The following is a 16,248-nucleotide window of genomic DNA, read 5'->3' as shown; positions in this document are numbered from 1 at the left end:
GGTTTTGCCTTCAAGTATTTTTGCAGCGTACTGTCTGGGCCATAGGTCACGGCTAACCAATTTTTATTAACCCCATCTTTAGCCATATATCCTGTGTCCTCTCGACACCCTGTCTATGTGCTAGCTCAAGCGTTTCTTTGTCGATGAGATACTTTGTTCTACCGTCTAAAGCGTCATGACAAGCAGAGCAGCAGAAAGCGCCGTGGATATCGTTTTTCTTCATACCTATACCGCCACCGCCAAGATGGGCTAATACTGTTGTTTCAGGATTGAAATTGCAGATGCCGATTAGACGAACCTGGCACTCTTGGCCTCTGGCTGACTTACGCATTGTGCTCATTTCTATATCCGTTATTTTTTCTAATTTGGAGTATGGTCATATATGAAATCCCGAATTTCGGAGCTATTTTTCTACTGCTTAATTTTGAAGCCAAAATCTCTTTAACTTGGGCGTCACTTAACCTTCTATTTTTATTTCCACTGCATGCCCTCATATGTTTTGGGTGTCTTTTCTTTTTAACCATATCCCTTGTGTTGTCAGATAGAGTGCCAAGCATTAGGTGGCTTACATTGCAGCAAGACGGGTTATCACATTTATGCATTACAATGTAGCCATCAACTGAATCGCCAGCTTCAAACTGATAAACAATGCGATGCGTTTTATAATTTTTCTTTGTTCCATCACCAAGATATACAGTCACATAACCGTAGCCACCGCCATCCCTTGCTCCAATCCATAGATGGCACCCAGTATCAGGATCAACAACCACTGACTCTTCACGCCTTTTCAGAAATTTCTTGTAAGCATCAGAGCTGCCACAGCGTATGCATGTAGTGCCTTTTGATTTGTTGGTTAGTTTGCTCACAACCAAATCCTCACAATCACCGAAAAAACCATAATCACGAATGACCATAGAGCAACATTTCCAATCGCTTCAGTATTAACGCCAAGGTGATTGCCGTATGCAGTCAAAATGAATGTAATGAAAAATACAAAAAGGGAAGTAAAGGCTATCTTCTGCACGATATCGCTCATGCCAACCCCCAAACAATCAACCAAAAAACAGCAAACATGAATAACTGGCCTATGATTAGTGCTTTGTATTGGTTCATGATGAAGCAAACCCCAGCCCACCAAGATACGGGCCACATAATCTACTTCCCTCCATACCTCTTAAAGTCATTGCGTTTAGCTTGAGCATGCTCTGCTGCATATTAGATAAGCATTCAGTCCTGTTTTTTTCGATGTCTTTATTCAGCCTTCTTAAAAACAGTTTTGCTTCCTCATCAGAGTCAACCCATGTAACAGCAGTGAATCTATCGTTCGACATTGAATTTTTGGCGATATGAATCTTTTCATCTACCTTTACACTTATGTATTTACTCATGATTTATTCTCCCGCTCATAAGCCCAGCCCAAGTCACCCGGGACTGGTAAACTTATTTGAAATTGATGTGTGCAATAACGGTCAATAAGCGTCATGAACTCATGCATATTTCTGACGTTTAACCATTCTGTTTTGATGGCATCAAGGAATGTGTTGATAGCCCATTTTCTTGTTTCGTCATCCGGTGCTTGTTCAAGCATTCTGTCTGCGTTGGTGAAGAACTCGTGATACTGTTCATCCTGTTCAAGCAAAATCGGACGAATGTATTTGCCTTTAAAATAACGATTCCAGCCTTCACGGCTTCTACCTTCAAAGCCTGCACGTTCTTTTTGTAATACACCCATCCACACCCACTTGAGACGAAGTTGAGCAGCACTGCGAGTCTCTTTTTTATTTTTTATGACCACGATTGCGTTTGGATCATCAATCTGAGAAATAAACGCTATGCAATTAGCTCTGGTTACTGGTGTTGATATGTGGAAGGTTTGGGGGTTCATGCTGCCCTCCCATTCATCACCCAAAAAGCTTCAGGCACTCGCTCATCTTGTTTTGGAAGCCATGCACGTTTACGCCCGACAATCAGATTGAATTGCTCAAGCAATTTCATATCTTTGAAGTAAAGATGGACCGTGCCTTTTTTGAACACTCGAGCATAAAAGAATTCACTCTCTACTCTTTCACCAAAGTCGACCGCCTCATCATTGAGTGCAGCTGATACTTTTTTGTAACCGGGCTTTTTATATTTCCTGCCATGCTCATCAACGGCGTCGACTTGGTCTTGAAGCCCTGCAATGTGAGCTAGTGCTTTGTCGATATCATCAAGTACACGCTCTTTTTCCCAGCGTATTTTCTTTGTGATCATGAAATGTATGTCACACATATTTGGGAGCACGACACGCTTGTTGACGAAGAAATAATCGTTGCTTTTCCAACCTTCGATATGGACCCTGTTTTCTTTGTGGTAACGAGTCATTAAGTCGAAGGCTTCCTCAATGCATTCTTCAATGATTGAGTCGTAGTCTTTGACTAGGTTTTTAAGGAACGTCTTGATGTTTTCAGTAGTGAACTCAAGATTGCTTACAATAGAAATTTGAGCCTCAAACTGCTCTCTGACTTTTTCCGTCATGTACTTATGGAAGTCGGCAAGACTGGTGACTGTTCGCCATGCCGATTCACGAAGTTGGTCCACAAAGTCATTAAGTGACTCTTTGACCATCTCGGTTTCATCTTCACCATTACCGTTGATTAGGCTTGCGTAATAAGCTGATTCTGCTGCTGAGATAACTGCTCGTCTTTTTGCGTCGACTGCACTGGTATATGCCAGGACCATGTTTTCAATACGGCTTTCAGGTAGCGCTAACTGGTTACCGTATTCTGCCGGCTCATCTTCTTTTTCTGCCTGCTTCATACCTTGGAAATAATCACTGTTTACGCTGTTACGCTTACTCAGCTTTATTAAAGCAACCTCAACACCCGTTTTACGCTCTGCGTCGACGAACTGGCCCTGTAGGTACTCAACCTCACCATGCTGCTCAACCAGGCTAACAAGTAACTTTCTTGATTCTGTATGAGGGTTTTTTAATGTTTCAGCATTAAGCAGTGCTATCACGTCACCGCTGTAAATAATTTCCCACGCTTTTAGTACATGCTTATCACCATTGCTAAACGGTGGGTTCATGATGATAGTGTCGTACTGCTTGGTGCTGGCGTAGGCTAAGAAGTCAGTATCAACAACACGAAAGCCTTCACCAACTAACAGGGACCGCAATTCAGGTTCTTTCTCGATACAGTCAATCTTGCCTTTACCGTAACGACTGAAACGAGATATTACTGCTTTAGCTAAATCACCCTTACCCGCTGATGGTTCAAGGATTCTCTTGCTGAACTCAGGTGTAATCATTGCCGCCATTCGTGTGGCTAAATGGGCTGGTGTAGGGTAGAAGTCTGGATTAAACAATTTTCACCGCCCACCACTGACGTTCACCCTTAACGCTTTTATCTGTGCCCTTGATAAGCCCTTTTTCTTCCATGCCAGACAAGCGTCTGGCTATCTGGTAACGGTCAAGTGCATATTCGCCGCTTTCTTCTTTTTCGATAGCGGCTAACTGTTTGCTTGTTCTGTTTGGGAATCTACGAAGCAAATCAAGAATTATGGCCTCGTGATTTTTAAGCACTTCTGAGTTAGCAAACTTATATCCTGCTGCGTGACTTGAAATTGGATCGTTTGTTTTGGCTAAAGGAGTGTGCATTAGGCTTCTCCTTTGATGTGTTTTTCTGCCCAGCGTGCGCCTTCTGCAAAACTTAATAAGGACATTAAATCCATAACATCGCCAACCTTTTCTTTCACAAAAGACTCAGCTGCATTATTGGTTGCTTCTGTAGTTATCTCTCTCGGCTTGATGTAGCCTTCTTTCGCTAAACGCTCAGCCAACAAGCCAGGAGGAACTAAATACATATCTGACATATTGCAAATGTCAGCAGTTAAAGATTCGATTGCCTTTTCCCGCCTAATCTCGGCTTCGGTTTTTAGGGGTTGAAACTCAATAATGTTTGATAGGTACACACACCGTTCATCACCTTGCTCATCTGTGAAAACCATCGATTGTTTACCAACATAAGACGGAGTGATTTTTTCGTTTCTCCTATCAAACCAAACAACAAAACATTCTTTGCCGATTTCCGGCACAAACTCCTGATTATCTCCTGTAACGTAGATGGTTTTGTCTTGGTTAGTTGTCATGGTTAAGCCCTCGCTATATGTACTGCTGTTTGTTATCAACGGTGTAAATCGCTTTCGATGCATCAGGTAGGTTTTCATCTGCTGCAACGTTGCTACGGTATGATTCCCACTCAAAGGCTATGAACTTACCTCCACCCTCACGCATACGGTCTAAGGCACGCTCACCGATGAATTGCTTGATATCTTTTGCGTTTAGATTTGAGATCAGGATTGTTGGCTTGAAGTAGTTGTACCGCTCGTTAATCACCTCAAAAAGCAGATGTTCTTCGCTTTCGCTGCCTTTCTGGACACCAATCTCATCGATGATTAACAGGTCAATGTTTCGCAATTCGTCGATTGCTTGCTGCTCAGTTTTGTCGCTGTCTTTTCTGTATGTCTCGCGAATACGTCTGAGCATTGCTGACACGGTGATGAATAGAACATTTCCGCCAGTGGTGACAAACTGATTAGCAACAGCACAAGCAAGATGAGTTTTGCCAGTGCCAGGCTTGCCAGCGAGAATCAGGCCTGCCCCGCTTTGCATTTTGTCGGTGATGGTATCTGCGTAACCTTTCGCCATACGCCACGCTTTTTTCTGCTCATCATTTGCAGCTCTGAAATTATCAAAACTTCTTGTGGTGTAGCGTGGTGGAATACCTGAACGCTTGAACTCGTGAGCAATCATTTTCTGGTTATGCTCTTGGCGGGCTAACCGCTCTTTTTCTCGCTGCCTTTCTTCGTATTCGTTCTGACACTTGGGGCAGTCAGTAACTATTTCCCTACCGCCAAACATCATCACGTTAGCCGTGTATGCGATTCTGTGCTTTTCACAGGTAACTTCTCGCTGTGTTGTATCAACCATGGGTGATAAATCCTTCTGTGCCTTCTGAGTAATCAGTGTTGTTGAAGTCGTTAGCTGGCTTTCTGTCTTGGCTTGGCCTGCGGCTTTGAGCAACCATCGTCACGTACTTCTCTCGCAGCTTTTTGCCGGACTGGATATTTGGGATCCAAAACGTGCCAGCAGAGTAAATCCAGTCGATGATGTTGATGAGCTGCTCTTCTGTTCGCCCATCAAGGCGAATAGCTCTCTCAATTTCAGTTATCCAACTTTCAGGTTTTACCGTGCTGGCTTCTGGAATTTCTTCTGTGAGTTTTTTGTGTAGGTGATTGGCAACGCGTCGAGCTGCGACTTCTGAGTCGCTCGACTTGTTTTTAGCCTTATCACTTATAGGACTTATGTTATTTATAGACTTATATGTCGGATTTAGATCCGAGTGTTTTTCGGATTTAGATCCGAGTTTTCTCGGATTTAGATCCGAGTTTTCGTCATTATTCGGATCTAAATCCGACATAGTGTTTTCTTCTAATCCGGATCTAGATCCGACATAGTAGGTTTTGCCTTTTTGGGTAAGTCGAACACAATCCTTTTTACCCACTTTTATATAGTCAATAAGTCCTAATTCAGATAGCTTTTTAAGGTTGCGATAAATTGTGTCTGGCTTTAGATCAGCAAGTGGTAATTGCTCACTAATACGCTGTCGTGAAACCCAGTAATAAACCTCACCATCAACAACTTCAGGTGCTGCCCAAGTCGATGCACCTGTAAGCATGTCGAAAATATGGCCTTGCGTTAGGTTTTTAATACCTAACTGCAATGCTTGACGCTGGTTAATGTGGATTGAATGTTTCACTAACTAAACAGCCTCTACTTCTTTTCTTTCCCGAACGGACGCAGAAGAAAGTCGATTAGACACCACACCGCAAAGAACAAGCCTTTGATGCCATTGATGAACCATTTCCCCGCCATTTTCAGGCTGTGCGATCTCATTATTTCTTCTCTCCATTCGTGTCGTCTTTGACGCTCGTACTGTTTTAGCCATCAGGTAATCTGAATGAGAACCTGACAGGATGATCAACCCACACGTGATAAGTGTTTTTTTGTCGATTTCGCTCAGCTTGATAACGCCACGAGCCACAAGGATAGAAATACCCTCAAGCGTGTTTCTGGCGTTTAACTCTTTACGGAAAACTGAGGCGTATGACTTGACCGTTTCGGTATCTACATCAAGCTCTCTGGCTGCTTCTTTGTAACTATCGCCAGAGGCAAGGCGTTTGACCGCTTCTTGAACTCTGGGAGAGAACATATTCTGTATAAATTCGACGTGTAGTCTCATATATCCCCCATTTGGGTAATTTTCTGGCCCCGCCCTTTCCGTTAACCTGTAACCATGAAAGAACTGAGCCCTATAAATTTGAGCAGCAAACAAAAACACCCACGAGTAGTGGGTGCGGGTTATGCTGATGGCGCGTCAAAAATGTCCGGACGCAGAACGTGTTTAGGTATGTTCAGCGCAGCAGATATTTTTATTGCTGTATCTGGATCCATGCGCTTTGACTTGCCGCTGAATAATTTGCTGATACAGGCCTGTGTCACTCCAGACATATCAGCGAGTGCTGTTTGCGTTCCAGCCAGTCGAATCGCTAGATCAATTGGTCGTTCATTTTTATTCATGAGTCGAGTTTATAACTTTGGTTATATCGAGTCAATAACTTTTGTTATTTTACAATCAATAACTACAGTTATATGCTCAGCAAGATGGAAACCATGAAAGAGCGTATAGCACAGAGGATGTCTGATTTAGGGCTGATAAAGCAGTCCGTTTTCAAGGCATTGGAAAGGTACTTAAAAGAAAACGGATTTGACCCGGTAAGCCAACCTGCACTTAGCAAAGTAATGACAGGAAGGACTAAAAACCCATGGTTTCTTCCTCATCTTGCGAGAGTTCTTGAATGTGATCCTGATTGGCTCCGCTATGGAATGAAACAAGCCACTAGAACCGTGAACACCACAGGGGTTGGTGATTACATAACTATCCATCAATATACGGATGTGAGGGGAGCCATGGGTAAAGGTGCAGCTTTACTTGATGAAGTCGGAGAAGTTATCGACTGGCGCGTATCAAAACTATGGGCATCTAATCTCCCATCAAATACGGGGATAGGAAATCTTAGGATAGTCACTGGCCTAGGCCCATCAATGAAAGGCATGTTTAATTCTGGCGATCCATTGATTGTTGATGTTGGTATAAAGTCTCTCGATTATGATGCAGTGTACTTTTTTAGAGTTGGTGAAGAGGGATTTATAAAGCTACTTCAGAAGGTGCCTGGTGAAGGCGTCAGAGTTTTATCAAAAAATGAGGATTTCCCGCCATGGTATATTCGCAGCGATATGGACTTCGAGATTTTTGGTCGCGTATTGAAGGTCTGGGAAGGTAAGGATTTGTAAATAAACAGCAATGATAATAAGGTAAGGTGATGCGTTCTATATTAGTAATATTATCTATTTCATTAATCGCCTCTTGCGTATCACGCCATGAAAGCAAAGATTCAATAAATTATTTCATGAGCCAAGGAATGAGTGTGAGTGATGCTACAGCAGCTTACAAAGCAATGCATCGCACAGAGCTATTGGTTTACCCAGCGACAGCTTCATGGCGTGAAGACTCGGTTTTTATCAATCAGTCTGATCTCTATTACGCTGTTCGAGACATGGTTCAGTGCCCACAGCCGCCACCGGAAAAGGACTCTCTTCTTAAGTCTATTATTGCGCCTTCACGCAAGGCGATTACGTTTACACCTTCTCTTAGAAAAGAAGTTTCAATACAAACCGATGGCGTTCACGTTGTGGTAAATAGAGCGAACTGCTCTGTGGATGTATCTGAGGTAAAAGATTATATTGATAATCAGATTCGTGAAAACCGAGTTAAAGCTGAAAAGCGTTTTGCAGATGAGAAAAAGAGAAAGGAAACAGATCCCGAAGGGCCATTCACAATCGGGTGTGAAGACTATAAACGAAGCTTTAGAGGTGAAAATATCTTAACTGTCAATGAGGCTATCAAGTCTTACGAGAAAATAAACAGAAAGCACGTTATAAACCTATACAATCTTGGTTTTAATGCAGCGAAATATTCGGTCGTAAATGCAGACTGCAATTATTTGTATCAATTACATTTCAATGGAACAATTCACAGGCATTACTATTAGATAATAATTACTATATTAAGCAACAATTAACCCCGCTTTGTCGGGGTTTTTTATTGCCTTTTGAAAATTAATATAACTTTGGTTATTGACTTATTATAACTTTGGTTATAGACTACTCCCAACAGCTACCGAAACGCAGGCAATGACGAGTGTGAGCCGATGCACCCTGCTTAACGTGAGACTCAACGGTTTCGGACAACAGGCTTAAACCAGATAGGTGATGCCGGTTAGGGCTGAAATTAACGGGGAATAGAGATATGAACTTACACAAAGTTGGCAGTTGCACTATCGAAGTGAAAAGCAAGGTTAATAAGTGGTTAGAGCGCGGTTACAGCATCTTCATTATTAACTTCGTTGCCATTCTGTTTCTTTACGCATTGTTTGGGGGTTAATCATGGCTATTTACATAAGCACAGCATTTCCACATGAGTGGGCTGAACGTGAGCGTAGAGAAGAGTCAGCCAAGGAGATTGCGTATCACCTTCTGCGTGGCTCTCAAATCATTATCGATGACGGCACACGCTCTAAGACTCACTTCGATATTAAAAACATCAGTGAAATGCTCTGGGATAAAGACCCCAATTCAATGGACACCCAAATACAAATGATTGGCCTTGGAAGTAGCGATATCACCGCACTTAGAGTTCGAATTGCAGAGTGTGCTGACAAGGTAGCGAATGACGCTCTCGACATGATTATAGACCTTGCAGAGCTTGGTTATGACGTTGAAGAAAACACGCTTAAGACAGTTAAAGGCGTCAACATTTTTATAGGTGATGACTTGCCTGAAATGCTTAAAAGGCAAGCGTCATGAGTGCTGCTGAGCTTTATGTGATTGAGGTGGGGTTATGAATAACGGTGATATGCCAGCAATGCCTTTTGAGGGTGGTCAAAATAGTGGGATGCAGCCACATACAGGCTTAACAAAGCGCGAAGAGCTTGCAGCAAGAAATATGGCGGCTCTTTTATCTGCATGGCCTGGCGCAGAAAGCCTGGGTTATTCAGGGGTGAGTGATAGCCAGCTTGCTAAGCAAGCAATAGATACTGCTTACACCCTACTCTCTGAACTAGAAAAACCAAAACAATTAACCGAGCTAGAGAAAGAACTGATTGAGTCTTTGGAAAGATGCTTAAGTGAAATGCAAGGTGGTGACTATTGCGAAGTAGGTGATTCCTCTGTTGAGCAAGCCGAAAAAGCCATTGCAAAAGCCAGAGGCAAGCAATGAACACCTCAACCCTAGAAAGCCTGCAGTCATTAATTGACACCAATATCGGGTTAGCTTTTGCCTTCACTCTCTTAATCGGTGCAGCAATTATGGATCAAAAACAATACGACGATTTTAACGAACAACTAGGCGGTGAAAATTCTAAAAGTGCTTTGGCATTTGCTGAGATTTTTGGGGCTCAAGATAAAAAGGATGATGAAGATGAATCAGTTAACGACAACTCAAAATAACGGGTTCAACGTTGCACCTAGAGATATGGGTCAGGCCATGCAGTTGGCAACAATGATTGCTAATTCACAGCTTGCACCAGCTCAATTTAAGGGTAAGCCAGAAGACACATTGATTGCCATGATGATGGGTAATGAGATTGGCTTAAACCCTATGCAAGCAATTCAGAATATTGCTGTTATTAATGGACGCCCTGCCATCTGGGGTGACGCGATGCTGGCCCTTGTCCAAAACCACCCTTCTTTCGGTGGTATTGAAGAAACATTCGATGAGGCCAGCATGACAGCTAAATGTGTTGTATGGCGTAAAGGTGGAACAAAGCATACACAGCACTTTAGCCAAGCTGATGCTCAAACGGCTGGATTATGGGGTAAGAACACGTGGAAACAATACCCTAAACGCATGCTGGCTATGCGTGCAAGAGGCTTTGCCCTGCGTAACCAGTTCGCTGATGCCCTGCTCGGTTTAATAACAGCAGAAGAAGCACAGGACATGCCTGTAAATGCATCAACCGGTACTGGTGCAGAAAGCAATGATCGTTCACTAATTACAAAAGAACAGGTCGAAGCAATCAATAAGCTCGCAGCAGAAACAAATGCAAATATGGGTAAATTCTGCGAGTTCTTCGCCATAGGCGCTATCGAAGGTTTACCAGCTGATAAATACGATCAAGCTGTTTCCATGCTCAAAGCAAAAGCACACAAGGCTGATGCAGCATGATTATCCATAACGTAGAGCAAAACAGCCAAGAATGGCTAGATGCTAGACGTGGAATCGTGACGGCATCAGCTATCTCTGACGTGCTTTCAAAAGGCAGAGGCAGCGCACCAAGTAAAACGCGTTATGCCTACATGATGAAGCTGCTCGCTGAGCGCGTCGCTATTGACCAGATAAACGAGTTTCAAGGCAACCGCTATACAGAGCGAGGACACATTCTTGAGCCAGAGGCTAGAGCCTTGTATGCGTTCATAAATGACTGTGAGCCTCAAGAGGTTGGATTCATTACCAACGATGAAAAAACGGCCGGAGCAAGCCCTGACTCGCTGATTAATGATGATGGCTGCATGGAGATTAAATCAAAAATGCCAGCGATTCATTTGCCCGTCTTGTTTAGCCAGGAAGTACCAAAAGAACACGAGCCACAAATACAAACACAGTTATGGATTGCAGAACGTGAATGGTGCGACTTCGTTTCTTACTGCCCTAACTTGCCTTTAGTGCAAGTCAGAGTTTATCGGGATGAAGCGAGAATAAAAGAAATAGCAAAAGCCGTGGATGATTTCAACAACGAACTTAACGACTTGGAACAAAAGATTAGGAGCATGTAATGAGATACACAGAAGAGAAAGTACTTTACTTTGCATCACGCGATGAAGGGTTGCACGTTGATATAGCTGAAGATGCAAACACCTATTTATCAAGAATGGTTTATAGATTCAAGAATGAAGGACTGCTTGAACGTGTTGCTGAGGATGATAGTGGAAGTTACTACACAACAACCATCAAAGGCGAAATAAAGTTGTTAGAGCTGCAAATTAAGTGGAGAAAGGCAAACGGTAAAGACACTGGTAGCCATGAGTCACGCCTGAAACAGTTGAAGGTGGCGGCATGAGCGTCAACAAAGTCATTCTTGTAGGTCGCTTAGGTGCAGATCCAGAAAGCCGAGCATTCCCTAACGGCGGCTCAATCTGCAACCTGCGCATCGCCACAAGCGAGAGCTGGAAAGACCGCCAAACCGGAGAGCGCCAAGAACGCACAGAATGGCACCGCGTAGTTTTACGCAACAAACTCGGCGAAATTGCCCAGCAATACCTGCGTAAAGGCTCACAAGTCTATATCGAAGGCAGAATCCAAACCCGTAAATGGCAAAACCAACAAGGCCAAGACCAATACACCACCGAAATAGTGGGTAATGAAATGACGATGTTGGACGGTCGTGGTGATTCAGGTCAGTCGCAAGCAGCAGGTCAATCAGCGACAAGCCAACCACAACCAGCAGCGAGCAATGCGGGGCCGGATTATGGAGGTGGTGATGACTATTACGATGATCGGGACATACCCTTCTAGGAGATAACCATGAAGCACTGCAATGTATGCGACACCACTAAACAAGATGATGATTTTCACAAGAGAGCTGCATCAGTTGATGGATTAGCAGCGCGGTGCAAATCATGCCAGAGAGAATATGACAAAGCTAGAGCTAATAAGCCGAACAGAATCATGGCGAGACGTGAATACGCAAGGACTGAAGTTGGAAGGAGGGCGTCAAATAAAGCAAAGGTTTCATACATTCAAAGAAACCCAACTAAGCGACAAGCACACAATCAAGTAGCAAATGCTCTTCGTGACGGAATACTAGAAAAACAACCGTGTGAAGAATGTGGAGAAAAAGAAGTACACGCACACCACGATGATTATGCAAAACCATTAGACGTTAGATGGCTTTGTAACAAGCATCACAATGAATGGCACCGAATACACGGTGAAGCAGCAAACGGATAACAACCAAGCCCCGAAAGGGGCTAAAAGGTGCCACAAGGTGAAACTTAATAAGAGGATTTGATGATGTCTGACGTTATTTGCCCATATTGCGGAACAGAGCAAGAAATTATCCATGATGATGGCCAAGGTTATGAAGAGAACATCGACCATGAACAGCAGTGCGATTGCGGCAAGACTTTTAAGTTTCAAACAAGCATTAGTTTTAACTATGAAGTTTTTTGCAATGAAGGTGATCACGAAATGGAAGCAGCCGGAGATAAATGGCCAGGATTATACAGCTGCAATAAATGTGATTTTTTCGAGAAAAGATAGCAGGCATCAATGAGCAGCCTCAGTAAATTTTTTTAATTTATTTAAATAGTCAAAAAATGATTAGTAATTGTAGAGGGCTGAGGTTGTTCATTAATGCGAAGGGCAGGTAAGTAAAACTGCCATGTGTTTGAGTGGTGGCTTGTAAGGCTTGGAGTCTCTGATTGGCGTCGATAAGCAGAGTCATCACTCAAATGCAAATAGCAGACTTAATGGGGAATGGATATGGATATAGGAAGCGACAACAAATACCCAGCAAACAAATTATCAAACTTCACTAGAAGAGAATTTGTGTTTGATGGTGTGAATATAAGCTCTATGGAGGGGTTCCTTCAATCCCTTAAGTTTGAGAACCAAAATGCACAGGAAATAACTTGCGGGTTGATTGGAAAGGAAGCAAAGAGAAAAGGCAGATCACGCAATAAGCGATGGAAGTCTATGCAGCGCTTGTGGTGGAAAGGTGTTGAGTATAAACGCTCATCAAAACAGTACCAGGATTTGTTGGACAGAGTTTATCTAGCGATGTTTGAGCAAAACGAAGACTTCAGAAAATGCTTAGAAGCTGCTGGAACAGCAAGATTTACACACAGTATTGGAAATTCAAACCGGAAAGAAACTGTTCTTACTGAATCAGAGTTTTGCAATCGCCTGACTATGTTGAGAGATAGCAGACTTAATAACGGAGAAATGGGATGACTCAAGATGAATTTGTAGAAGTTGAGTGGACAGCTGGAATGTTAGCGACTTATCAAGAACACGAATACAGCATCGTATCTGTTCATTTTCGCGAGAGGCTAATCGCTTTTGATTTTTACGGTGACGGTGATCTGACTTGGGTTAGATGTGAAAACGTGAGCAATATCAAATGCAAATAGGCCGCTGCACAAGCTGTGTACTACTTAACAATGGCTGTGAGCATCCAAAGCACGCCGACAAGTACCCGAATGAAGGTTGTAGAGAGTGGACTGACGGCGAAGTGATTGAGATTGATGAAAAAGACATTATCAGAGTTGAGGATTATGAGTGATGACTAAGCAAGGCTTTATTAAATCAATAACAAATTTGGACGACATGCTTCTGTTTGCTTTTTTATGTGGGTTGTTTTTATCCATATCTGTTAGCGCCCTATCGATGGATAGGCCATTTGTAATGATTGTAGGAATAACTGGCTTTCTTATATATCTGATTCTTTTGCTGACTGCTAGAAAACAGATACGCATAGCAGCCATGCAAGCTATTGAAGAAGAACGCTAGAAAAGGCTGCCTTATGCTAACCCTTAACCGCAAAACAGAAACAAGCCTAGTGATAGGTGACGATGTGAAGATAACCATCAGACAAGTACACGTCAGAACCCAAGAAGTGACTTTTGAGGTTGATGTACCGAAAGATATTGAAGTGGCACTTTCCAAAATGGAAAAGACCACAAAGATGAGGAAGGTTAGATGAAGCTTGAAATAACACTGGAAATACTGGAAGAAATGACCGACTGCATCGTAGATAACGGCATGGATAGAGACGAAGCATTTTAGTACGCAAAATCAATGCTTATTGAGTGCAACACTGAAAATTTTATTGATTCTGATGCTTTACTAATTGAGGCAAACCAATGACCAACCTAACACCAGAAATAATCGAAACGGCAACGGATGAGCAGCTTAGTGAATGGGTTGCTTCGTATTGTTTAATGATTACAAACAACAAGCCGAAACGATTGAGCGGTTGAATGGAGTGATGAACAAAGTCCGAGGTGACTTACTTGAACGAGCTGATATAGGTAATGACGGCACACGAGCAGTAAATCTAAGTCACTCAGTGTGGTTAGAGTTTTGCGACGCAATTGATAAAACAAACTAGAGGCAGGGGAGTTATGAGTGATTTATTTTTTGTCAACGCCGGAAAATATGAAGACCTAGAGCGAAATTACAAAGTGTCGCTTCATTTCAACACATTTGAAGAGGCTTTAAAAGTCTATGACGAATGCAGTGATTATCCATGGGTAGAGATGAAATACAAAAACCGAATTATTGAGGTGAGATATGAGTGAAGAATACGATATGTCGATACACACAAACCCAGACGCAAAAGCTTGGTCTGAATTTTACAAGAAGACTTTCCCAGAAGCTGATGAGGAATTAATGCTTGGTTGGTTTGCTAATGCAATGATGGCTATGTATGACCATTTACATAACAAAAAAATTGAGCCATTACACGAGCAGCAGCACCGTCTCATCGCCAAACTCGGCCTAATCTCACTCGCTGCTGATGAAGGTAATATGGCAAAAGTTAAAGAGCTTATACCGCCATCTTGTACTGATGTGGTTAGGGAGATTCAGGCTGAGGCTATTAATGATTTCTGCCAGTGGTGTTCTGATCGCGGTTATTTGCATCGAGAAATAACAAATGAATTTAAAGACGAATATGTCAAAAAACTACGCAACCCAGGACAAGAGAAGGTGTGATTATGGCATTAATCATTCAAAACGAAATAGCAAGCGAATTTCTAACTGACAAGGAAGTGATTGAGCTTACCGGCTTTGAGCAGCGTGGAAAGCAAATTGACTGGCTGATTACTGGTCGTTGGAGCTTCAGTGTGTCCGGTAAGAATGAAATTAAAATAAGCAGATGGTACGCACGCATCAAAATGTCAGGTATAAATATCAATAACGATATTCGTATCAGCGGTGACAGCCAAATGCCTAACTTTAACAAAGCATCATGACCCCTAAACCTAAAACAAAGCATCCAGAGTTACCGCCTCGCATGGTCAAGCGTGAATGGAAGACGCGTAAAGGTGTTAGCGTAGCTTATTACTACGAGCATCCACGTGATGAGAATGGAAAGCGCGTGCCTGAGCCGTTAGGTACTGACTTTGCCAAAGCTAAACAAAGATGGGGCGAGATTGAGGGCGTCAAGATAGAAAAGTATTCCGGTGATACGTTGGGTGCTATTTATCTCAAGTACATGAAATGGGCGGAAAACAGAACACTTTCAGGGTTATCGCCACGCACGATTAAGGACCGCAAAAACTATTGGACGCATTTAGAGCCTGTCTTTGCTCATTTGCATATCGATGCATTTAAGCCAGAGTGGTTTTTGCAGTATTTTGAATCGAGATCATCACAAGTCGGAGCAAAGAAAGAAATTAAGTTTATGTCGGTTATTTTCAATTGGGCTAAGCTTCGCGGCTTATGCACGATAGAAAACCCGATCACAGGCACGACCAGGCAATACAAAGTTAAAGAGCATCGCGATATTCTTATCACGCATGATGAGTATAAAGCCGTACACGCCAAGGCAAAGCCGTTTATAAAAGATTTAATGGATTTACTGTATATGTCAGGCGCTCGACCTGATGAGGCTGTCAGCTTTCGTTTTGAGCATGATAAAGGTGATGAGCTTGTTTATCGAATGGGTAAGACCAACAAGATTAAGCGCGTACAGATTGGCCCTGATTTAAGGGCGCTTATTAATAAACGCAAAAAGCTACTTAAGGCGTGCAAAGTCACCATGATAAACCCGCCTATTCTTTTTGATGACAAGGGTAATAAGCTGTCATTAAATGGCACGATTAAATACTGGTTTGGTAAGGCGCGGGATGATGCAGCACTAAAAAGGCGCTGGCAATTAAAAGATATACGCCCGTATGCGGCAACAGAGCGATATAAAAAAGAAGGGATAGAAGCGACACGTAGACTGCTTGGACACTCAACAGAAGCACAAACGCGCAGCTATATAAGGGACTATTTAGGAGAAGAAACAGAGTCGCACGAAATGCAGAATAGTGGCATTATGGCGAAAGTAAAACGGGAGAATGGCGAAAGTAGTTAGTAG

At 42.7% G+C, this 16,248-nt stretch carries 32 protein-coding genes; 21 read left to right on the top strand and 11 right to left on the bottom strand.

Going from position 1 to position 16,248, the window contains the following annotated elements; genetic code table 11:
* Window positions 1-52: 52 nt before the first annotated feature.
* The 11 genes from B3V56_RS10840 to B3V56_RS10790 form a co-directional block, all read right to left on the bottom strand.
* Window positions 53-340: a DUF1364 domain-containing protein gene (locus B3V56_RS10840; protein WP_289281545.1), complete on the bottom strand. Its 288-nt coding sequence runs from the start codon at window positions 338-340 to the stop codon at window positions 53-55.
* Complete coding sequence (locus tag B3V56_RS10835; RefSeq protein ID WP_289284278.1) at window positions 324-914, bottom strand: HNH endonuclease signature motif containing protein; 591 nt, start codon at window positions 912-914, stop codon at window positions 324-326. Before B3V56_RS10835 ends, B3V56_RS10840 begins: the two co-directional genes overlap by 17 nt.
* 195 nt (window positions 915-1,109) lie before the next feature.
* Entirely contained in the window at window positions 1,110-1,388 is a 279-nt protein-coding gene (locus B3V56_RS10830) for a hypothetical protein (RefSeq protein ID WP_289281542.1), read from the bottom strand.
* Window positions 1,385-1,885 (bottom strand): hypothetical protein, encoded by a 501-nt coding sequence (locus B3V56_RS10825; protein ID WP_289284277.1) that lies wholly within the window; start codon window positions 1,883-1,885, stop codon window positions 1,385-1,387. Before B3V56_RS10825 ends, B3V56_RS10830 begins: the two co-directional genes overlap by 4 nt.
* Complete coding sequence (locus tag B3V56_RS10820; protein WP_289284276.1) at window positions 1,882-3,345, bottom strand: DUF4942 domain-containing protein; 1,464 nt, start codon at window positions 3,343-3,345, stop codon at window positions 1,882-1,884. Before B3V56_RS10820 ends, B3V56_RS10825 begins: the two co-directional genes overlap by 4 nt.
* Window positions 3,338-3,637, bottom strand: a complete 300-nt coding sequence (locus B3V56_RS10815; RefSeq protein ID WP_289281537.1) for a hypothetical protein — start codon at window positions 3,635-3,637, stop codon at window positions 3,338-3,340. The genes B3V56_RS10820 and B3V56_RS10815 overlap by 8 nt, the downstream gene beginning before the upstream one ends.
* Window positions 3,637-4,128 carry a hypothetical protein gene (locus B3V56_RS10810; RefSeq protein ID WP_289284275.1) on the bottom strand — a complete coding sequence of 164 codons (492 nt, stop codon included), beginning with the start codon at window positions 4,126-4,128 and terminating at the stop codon, window positions 3,637-3,639. The genes B3V56_RS10815 and B3V56_RS10810 overlap by 1 nt, the downstream gene beginning before the upstream one ends.
* 13 nt (window positions 4,129-4,141) lie before the next feature.
* Window positions 4,142-4,969 carry an ATP-binding protein gene (locus B3V56_RS10805; protein WP_289281535.1) on the bottom strand — a complete coding sequence of 276 codons (828 nt, stop codon included), beginning with the start codon at window positions 4,967-4,969 and terminating at the stop codon, window positions 4,142-4,144.
* Window positions 4,962-5,798 carry a helix-turn-helix domain-containing protein gene (locus B3V56_RS10800; protein WP_289281534.1) on the bottom strand — a complete coding sequence of 279 codons (837 nt, stop codon included), beginning with the start codon at window positions 5,796-5,798 and terminating at the stop codon, window positions 4,962-4,964. The genes B3V56_RS10805 and B3V56_RS10800 overlap by 8 nt, the downstream gene beginning before the upstream one ends.
* Window positions 5,799-5,801: 3 nt before the next feature.
* Window positions 5,802-6,281, bottom strand: coding sequence for a LuxR C-terminal-related transcriptional regulator (locus tag B3V56_RS10795; protein ID WP_289281533.1), 480 nt, complete (start codon window positions 6,279-6,281; stop codon window positions 5,802-5,804).
* 119 nt (window positions 6,282-6,400) lie between these two features.
* Window positions 6,401-6,619: a transcriptional regulator gene (locus tag B3V56_RS10790; RefSeq protein ID WP_289281532.1), complete on the bottom strand. Its 219-nt coding sequence runs from the start codon at window positions 6,617-6,619 to the stop codon at window positions 6,401-6,403.
* Window positions 6,620-6,712: 93 nt separating this feature from the next.
* On the opposite strand from B3V56_RS10790, the gene B3V56_RS10785 reads away from it, so the two are divergent.
* The 21 genes from B3V56_RS10785 (at window position 6,713) to B3V56_RS10685 (ending at window position 16,245) form a co-directional block, all read left to right on the top strand.
* Window positions 6,713-7,393 (top strand): S24 family peptidase, encoded by a 681-nt coding sequence (locus B3V56_RS10785; RefSeq protein ID WP_289281531.1) that lies wholly within the window; start codon window positions 6,713-6,715, stop codon window positions 7,391-7,393.
* A 29-nt stretch (window positions 7,394-7,422) separates the two neighbouring features.
* Complete coding sequence (locus B3V56_RS10780) at window positions 7,423-8,151, top strand: hypothetical protein (RefSeq protein WP_289281530.1); 729 nt, start codon at window positions 7,423-7,425, stop codon at window positions 8,149-8,151.
* 257 nt (window positions 8,152-8,408) lie between these two features.
* The gene (locus B3V56_RS10775; RefSeq protein WP_289281529.1) at window positions 8,409-8,543 is read left to right on the top strand and encodes a hypothetical protein; all 135 of its coding nucleotides are present in this window, start codon (window positions 8,409-8,411) and stop codon (window positions 8,541-8,543) included.
* A gap of 2 nt (window positions 8,544-8,545) precedes the next feature.
* Window positions 8,546-8,965, top strand: coding sequence for a hypothetical protein (locus B3V56_RS10770; protein ID WP_289281528.1), 420 nt, complete (start codon window positions 8,546-8,548; stop codon window positions 8,963-8,965).
* Window positions 8,966-8,999: 34 nt separating this feature from the next.
* A complete protein-coding gene (locus B3V56_RS10765; protein WP_289281527.1) occupies window positions 9,000-9,377 on the top strand; it encodes a hypothetical protein in 378 nt (125 codons plus the stop codon).
* Entirely contained in the window at window positions 9,374-9,607 is a 234-nt protein-coding gene (locus B3V56_RS10760) for a hypothetical protein (RefSeq protein ID WP_289281526.1), read from the top strand. The genes B3V56_RS10765 and B3V56_RS10760 overlap by 4 nt, the downstream gene beginning before the upstream one ends.
* Entirely contained in the window at window positions 9,579-10,325 is a 747-nt protein-coding gene (locus B3V56_RS10755) for a hypothetical protein (protein WP_289281525.1), read from the top strand. Before B3V56_RS10760 ends, B3V56_RS10755 begins: the two co-directional genes overlap by 29 nt.
* Window positions 10,322-10,933 (top strand): lambda exonuclease family protein, encoded by a 612-nt coding sequence (locus B3V56_RS10750; protein WP_289281524.1) that lies wholly within the window; start codon window positions 10,322-10,324, stop codon window positions 10,931-10,933. Before B3V56_RS10755 ends, B3V56_RS10750 begins: the two co-directional genes overlap by 4 nt.
* On the top strand, window positions 10,933-11,217 hold the full coding sequence (locus B3V56_RS10745) for a hypothetical protein (RefSeq protein WP_289284274.1): 285 nt from the start codon (window positions 10,933-10,935) through the stop codon (window positions 11,215-11,217). Before B3V56_RS10750 ends, B3V56_RS10745 begins: the two co-directional genes overlap by 1 nt.
* Window positions 11,214-11,672 (top strand): single-stranded DNA-binding protein, encoded by a 459-nt coding sequence (locus B3V56_RS10740; protein WP_289281522.1) that lies wholly within the window; start codon window positions 11,214-11,216, stop codon window positions 11,670-11,672. The genes B3V56_RS10745 and B3V56_RS10740 overlap by 4 nt, the downstream gene beginning before the upstream one ends.
* 9 nt (window positions 11,673-11,681) lie before the next feature.
* On the top strand, window positions 11,682-12,107 hold the full coding sequence (locus B3V56_RS10735; RefSeq protein WP_289281521.1) for a hypothetical protein: 426 nt from the start codon (window positions 11,682-11,684) through the stop codon (window positions 12,105-12,107).
* 63 nt (window positions 12,108-12,170) lie between these two features.
* Window positions 12,171-12,419, top strand: a complete 249-nt coding sequence (locus B3V56_RS10730) for a hypothetical protein (RefSeq protein WP_289281520.1) — start codon at window positions 12,171-12,173, stop codon at window positions 12,417-12,419.
* Window positions 12,420-12,641: 222 nt separating this feature from the next.
* Window positions 12,642-13,112, top strand: a complete 471-nt coding sequence (locus B3V56_RS10725; RefSeq protein WP_289281519.1) for a hypothetical protein — start codon at window positions 12,642-12,644, stop codon at window positions 13,110-13,112.
* Window positions 13,109-13,291 (top strand): hypothetical protein, encoded by a 183-nt coding sequence (locus tag B3V56_RS10720; protein ID WP_289281518.1) that lies wholly within the window; start codon window positions 13,109-13,111, stop codon window positions 13,289-13,291. Before B3V56_RS10725 ends, B3V56_RS10720 begins: the two co-directional genes overlap by 4 nt.
* Entirely contained in the window at window positions 13,282-13,443 is a 162-nt protein-coding gene (locus tag B3V56_RS10715; protein ID WP_289284273.1) for a hypothetical protein, read from the top strand. The genes B3V56_RS10720 and B3V56_RS10715 overlap by 10 nt, the downstream gene beginning before the upstream one ends.
* Window positions 13,443-13,670, top strand: coding sequence for a hypothetical protein (locus B3V56_RS10710; protein ID WP_289281517.1), 228 nt, complete (start codon window positions 13,443-13,445; stop codon window positions 13,668-13,670). The genes B3V56_RS10715 and B3V56_RS10710 overlap by 1 nt, the downstream gene beginning before the upstream one ends.
* A gap of 13 nt (window positions 13,671-13,683) precedes the next feature.
* Window positions 13,684-13,863 carry a carbon storage regulator gene (locus B3V56_RS10705; protein ID WP_289284272.1) on the top strand — a complete coding sequence of 60 codons (180 nt, stop codon included), beginning with the start codon at window positions 13,684-13,686 and terminating at the stop codon, window positions 13,861-13,863.
* 421 nt (window positions 13,864-14,284) lie between these two features.
* Complete coding sequence (locus tag B3V56_RS10700) at window positions 14,285-14,461, top strand: hypothetical protein (RefSeq protein ID WP_289281515.1); 177 nt, start codon at window positions 14,285-14,287, stop codon at window positions 14,459-14,461.
* Window positions 14,454-14,876: a hypothetical protein gene (locus B3V56_RS10695; protein WP_289281514.1), complete on the top strand. Its 423-nt coding sequence runs from the start codon at window positions 14,454-14,456 to the stop codon at window positions 14,874-14,876. The genes B3V56_RS10700 and B3V56_RS10695 overlap by 8 nt, the downstream gene beginning before the upstream one ends.
* A gap of 2 nt (window positions 14,877-14,878) precedes the next feature.
* Entirely contained in the window at window positions 14,879-15,136 is a 258-nt protein-coding gene (locus B3V56_RS10690; protein WP_289281513.1) for a DUF4224 domain-containing protein, read from the top strand.
* Window positions 15,133-16,245, top strand: coding sequence for a tyrosine-type recombinase/integrase (locus B3V56_RS10685; protein WP_289281512.1), 1,113 nt, complete (start codon window positions 15,133-15,135; stop codon window positions 16,243-16,245). Before B3V56_RS10690 ends, B3V56_RS10685 begins: the two co-directional genes overlap by 4 nt.
* Window positions 16,246-16,248: the final 3 nt, after the last annotated feature.

This window comes from Methylophaga sp. UBA2513, from assembly GCF_002341285.1.
Lineage (GTDB): Bacteria > Pseudomonadota > Gammaproteobacteria > Nitrosococcales > Methylophagaceae > Methylophaga > Methylophaga marina.
The sequence above is the reverse complement of the archived record's forward strand: the minus strand, read 5'-3'. Positions and strand labels throughout refer to the sequence as shown.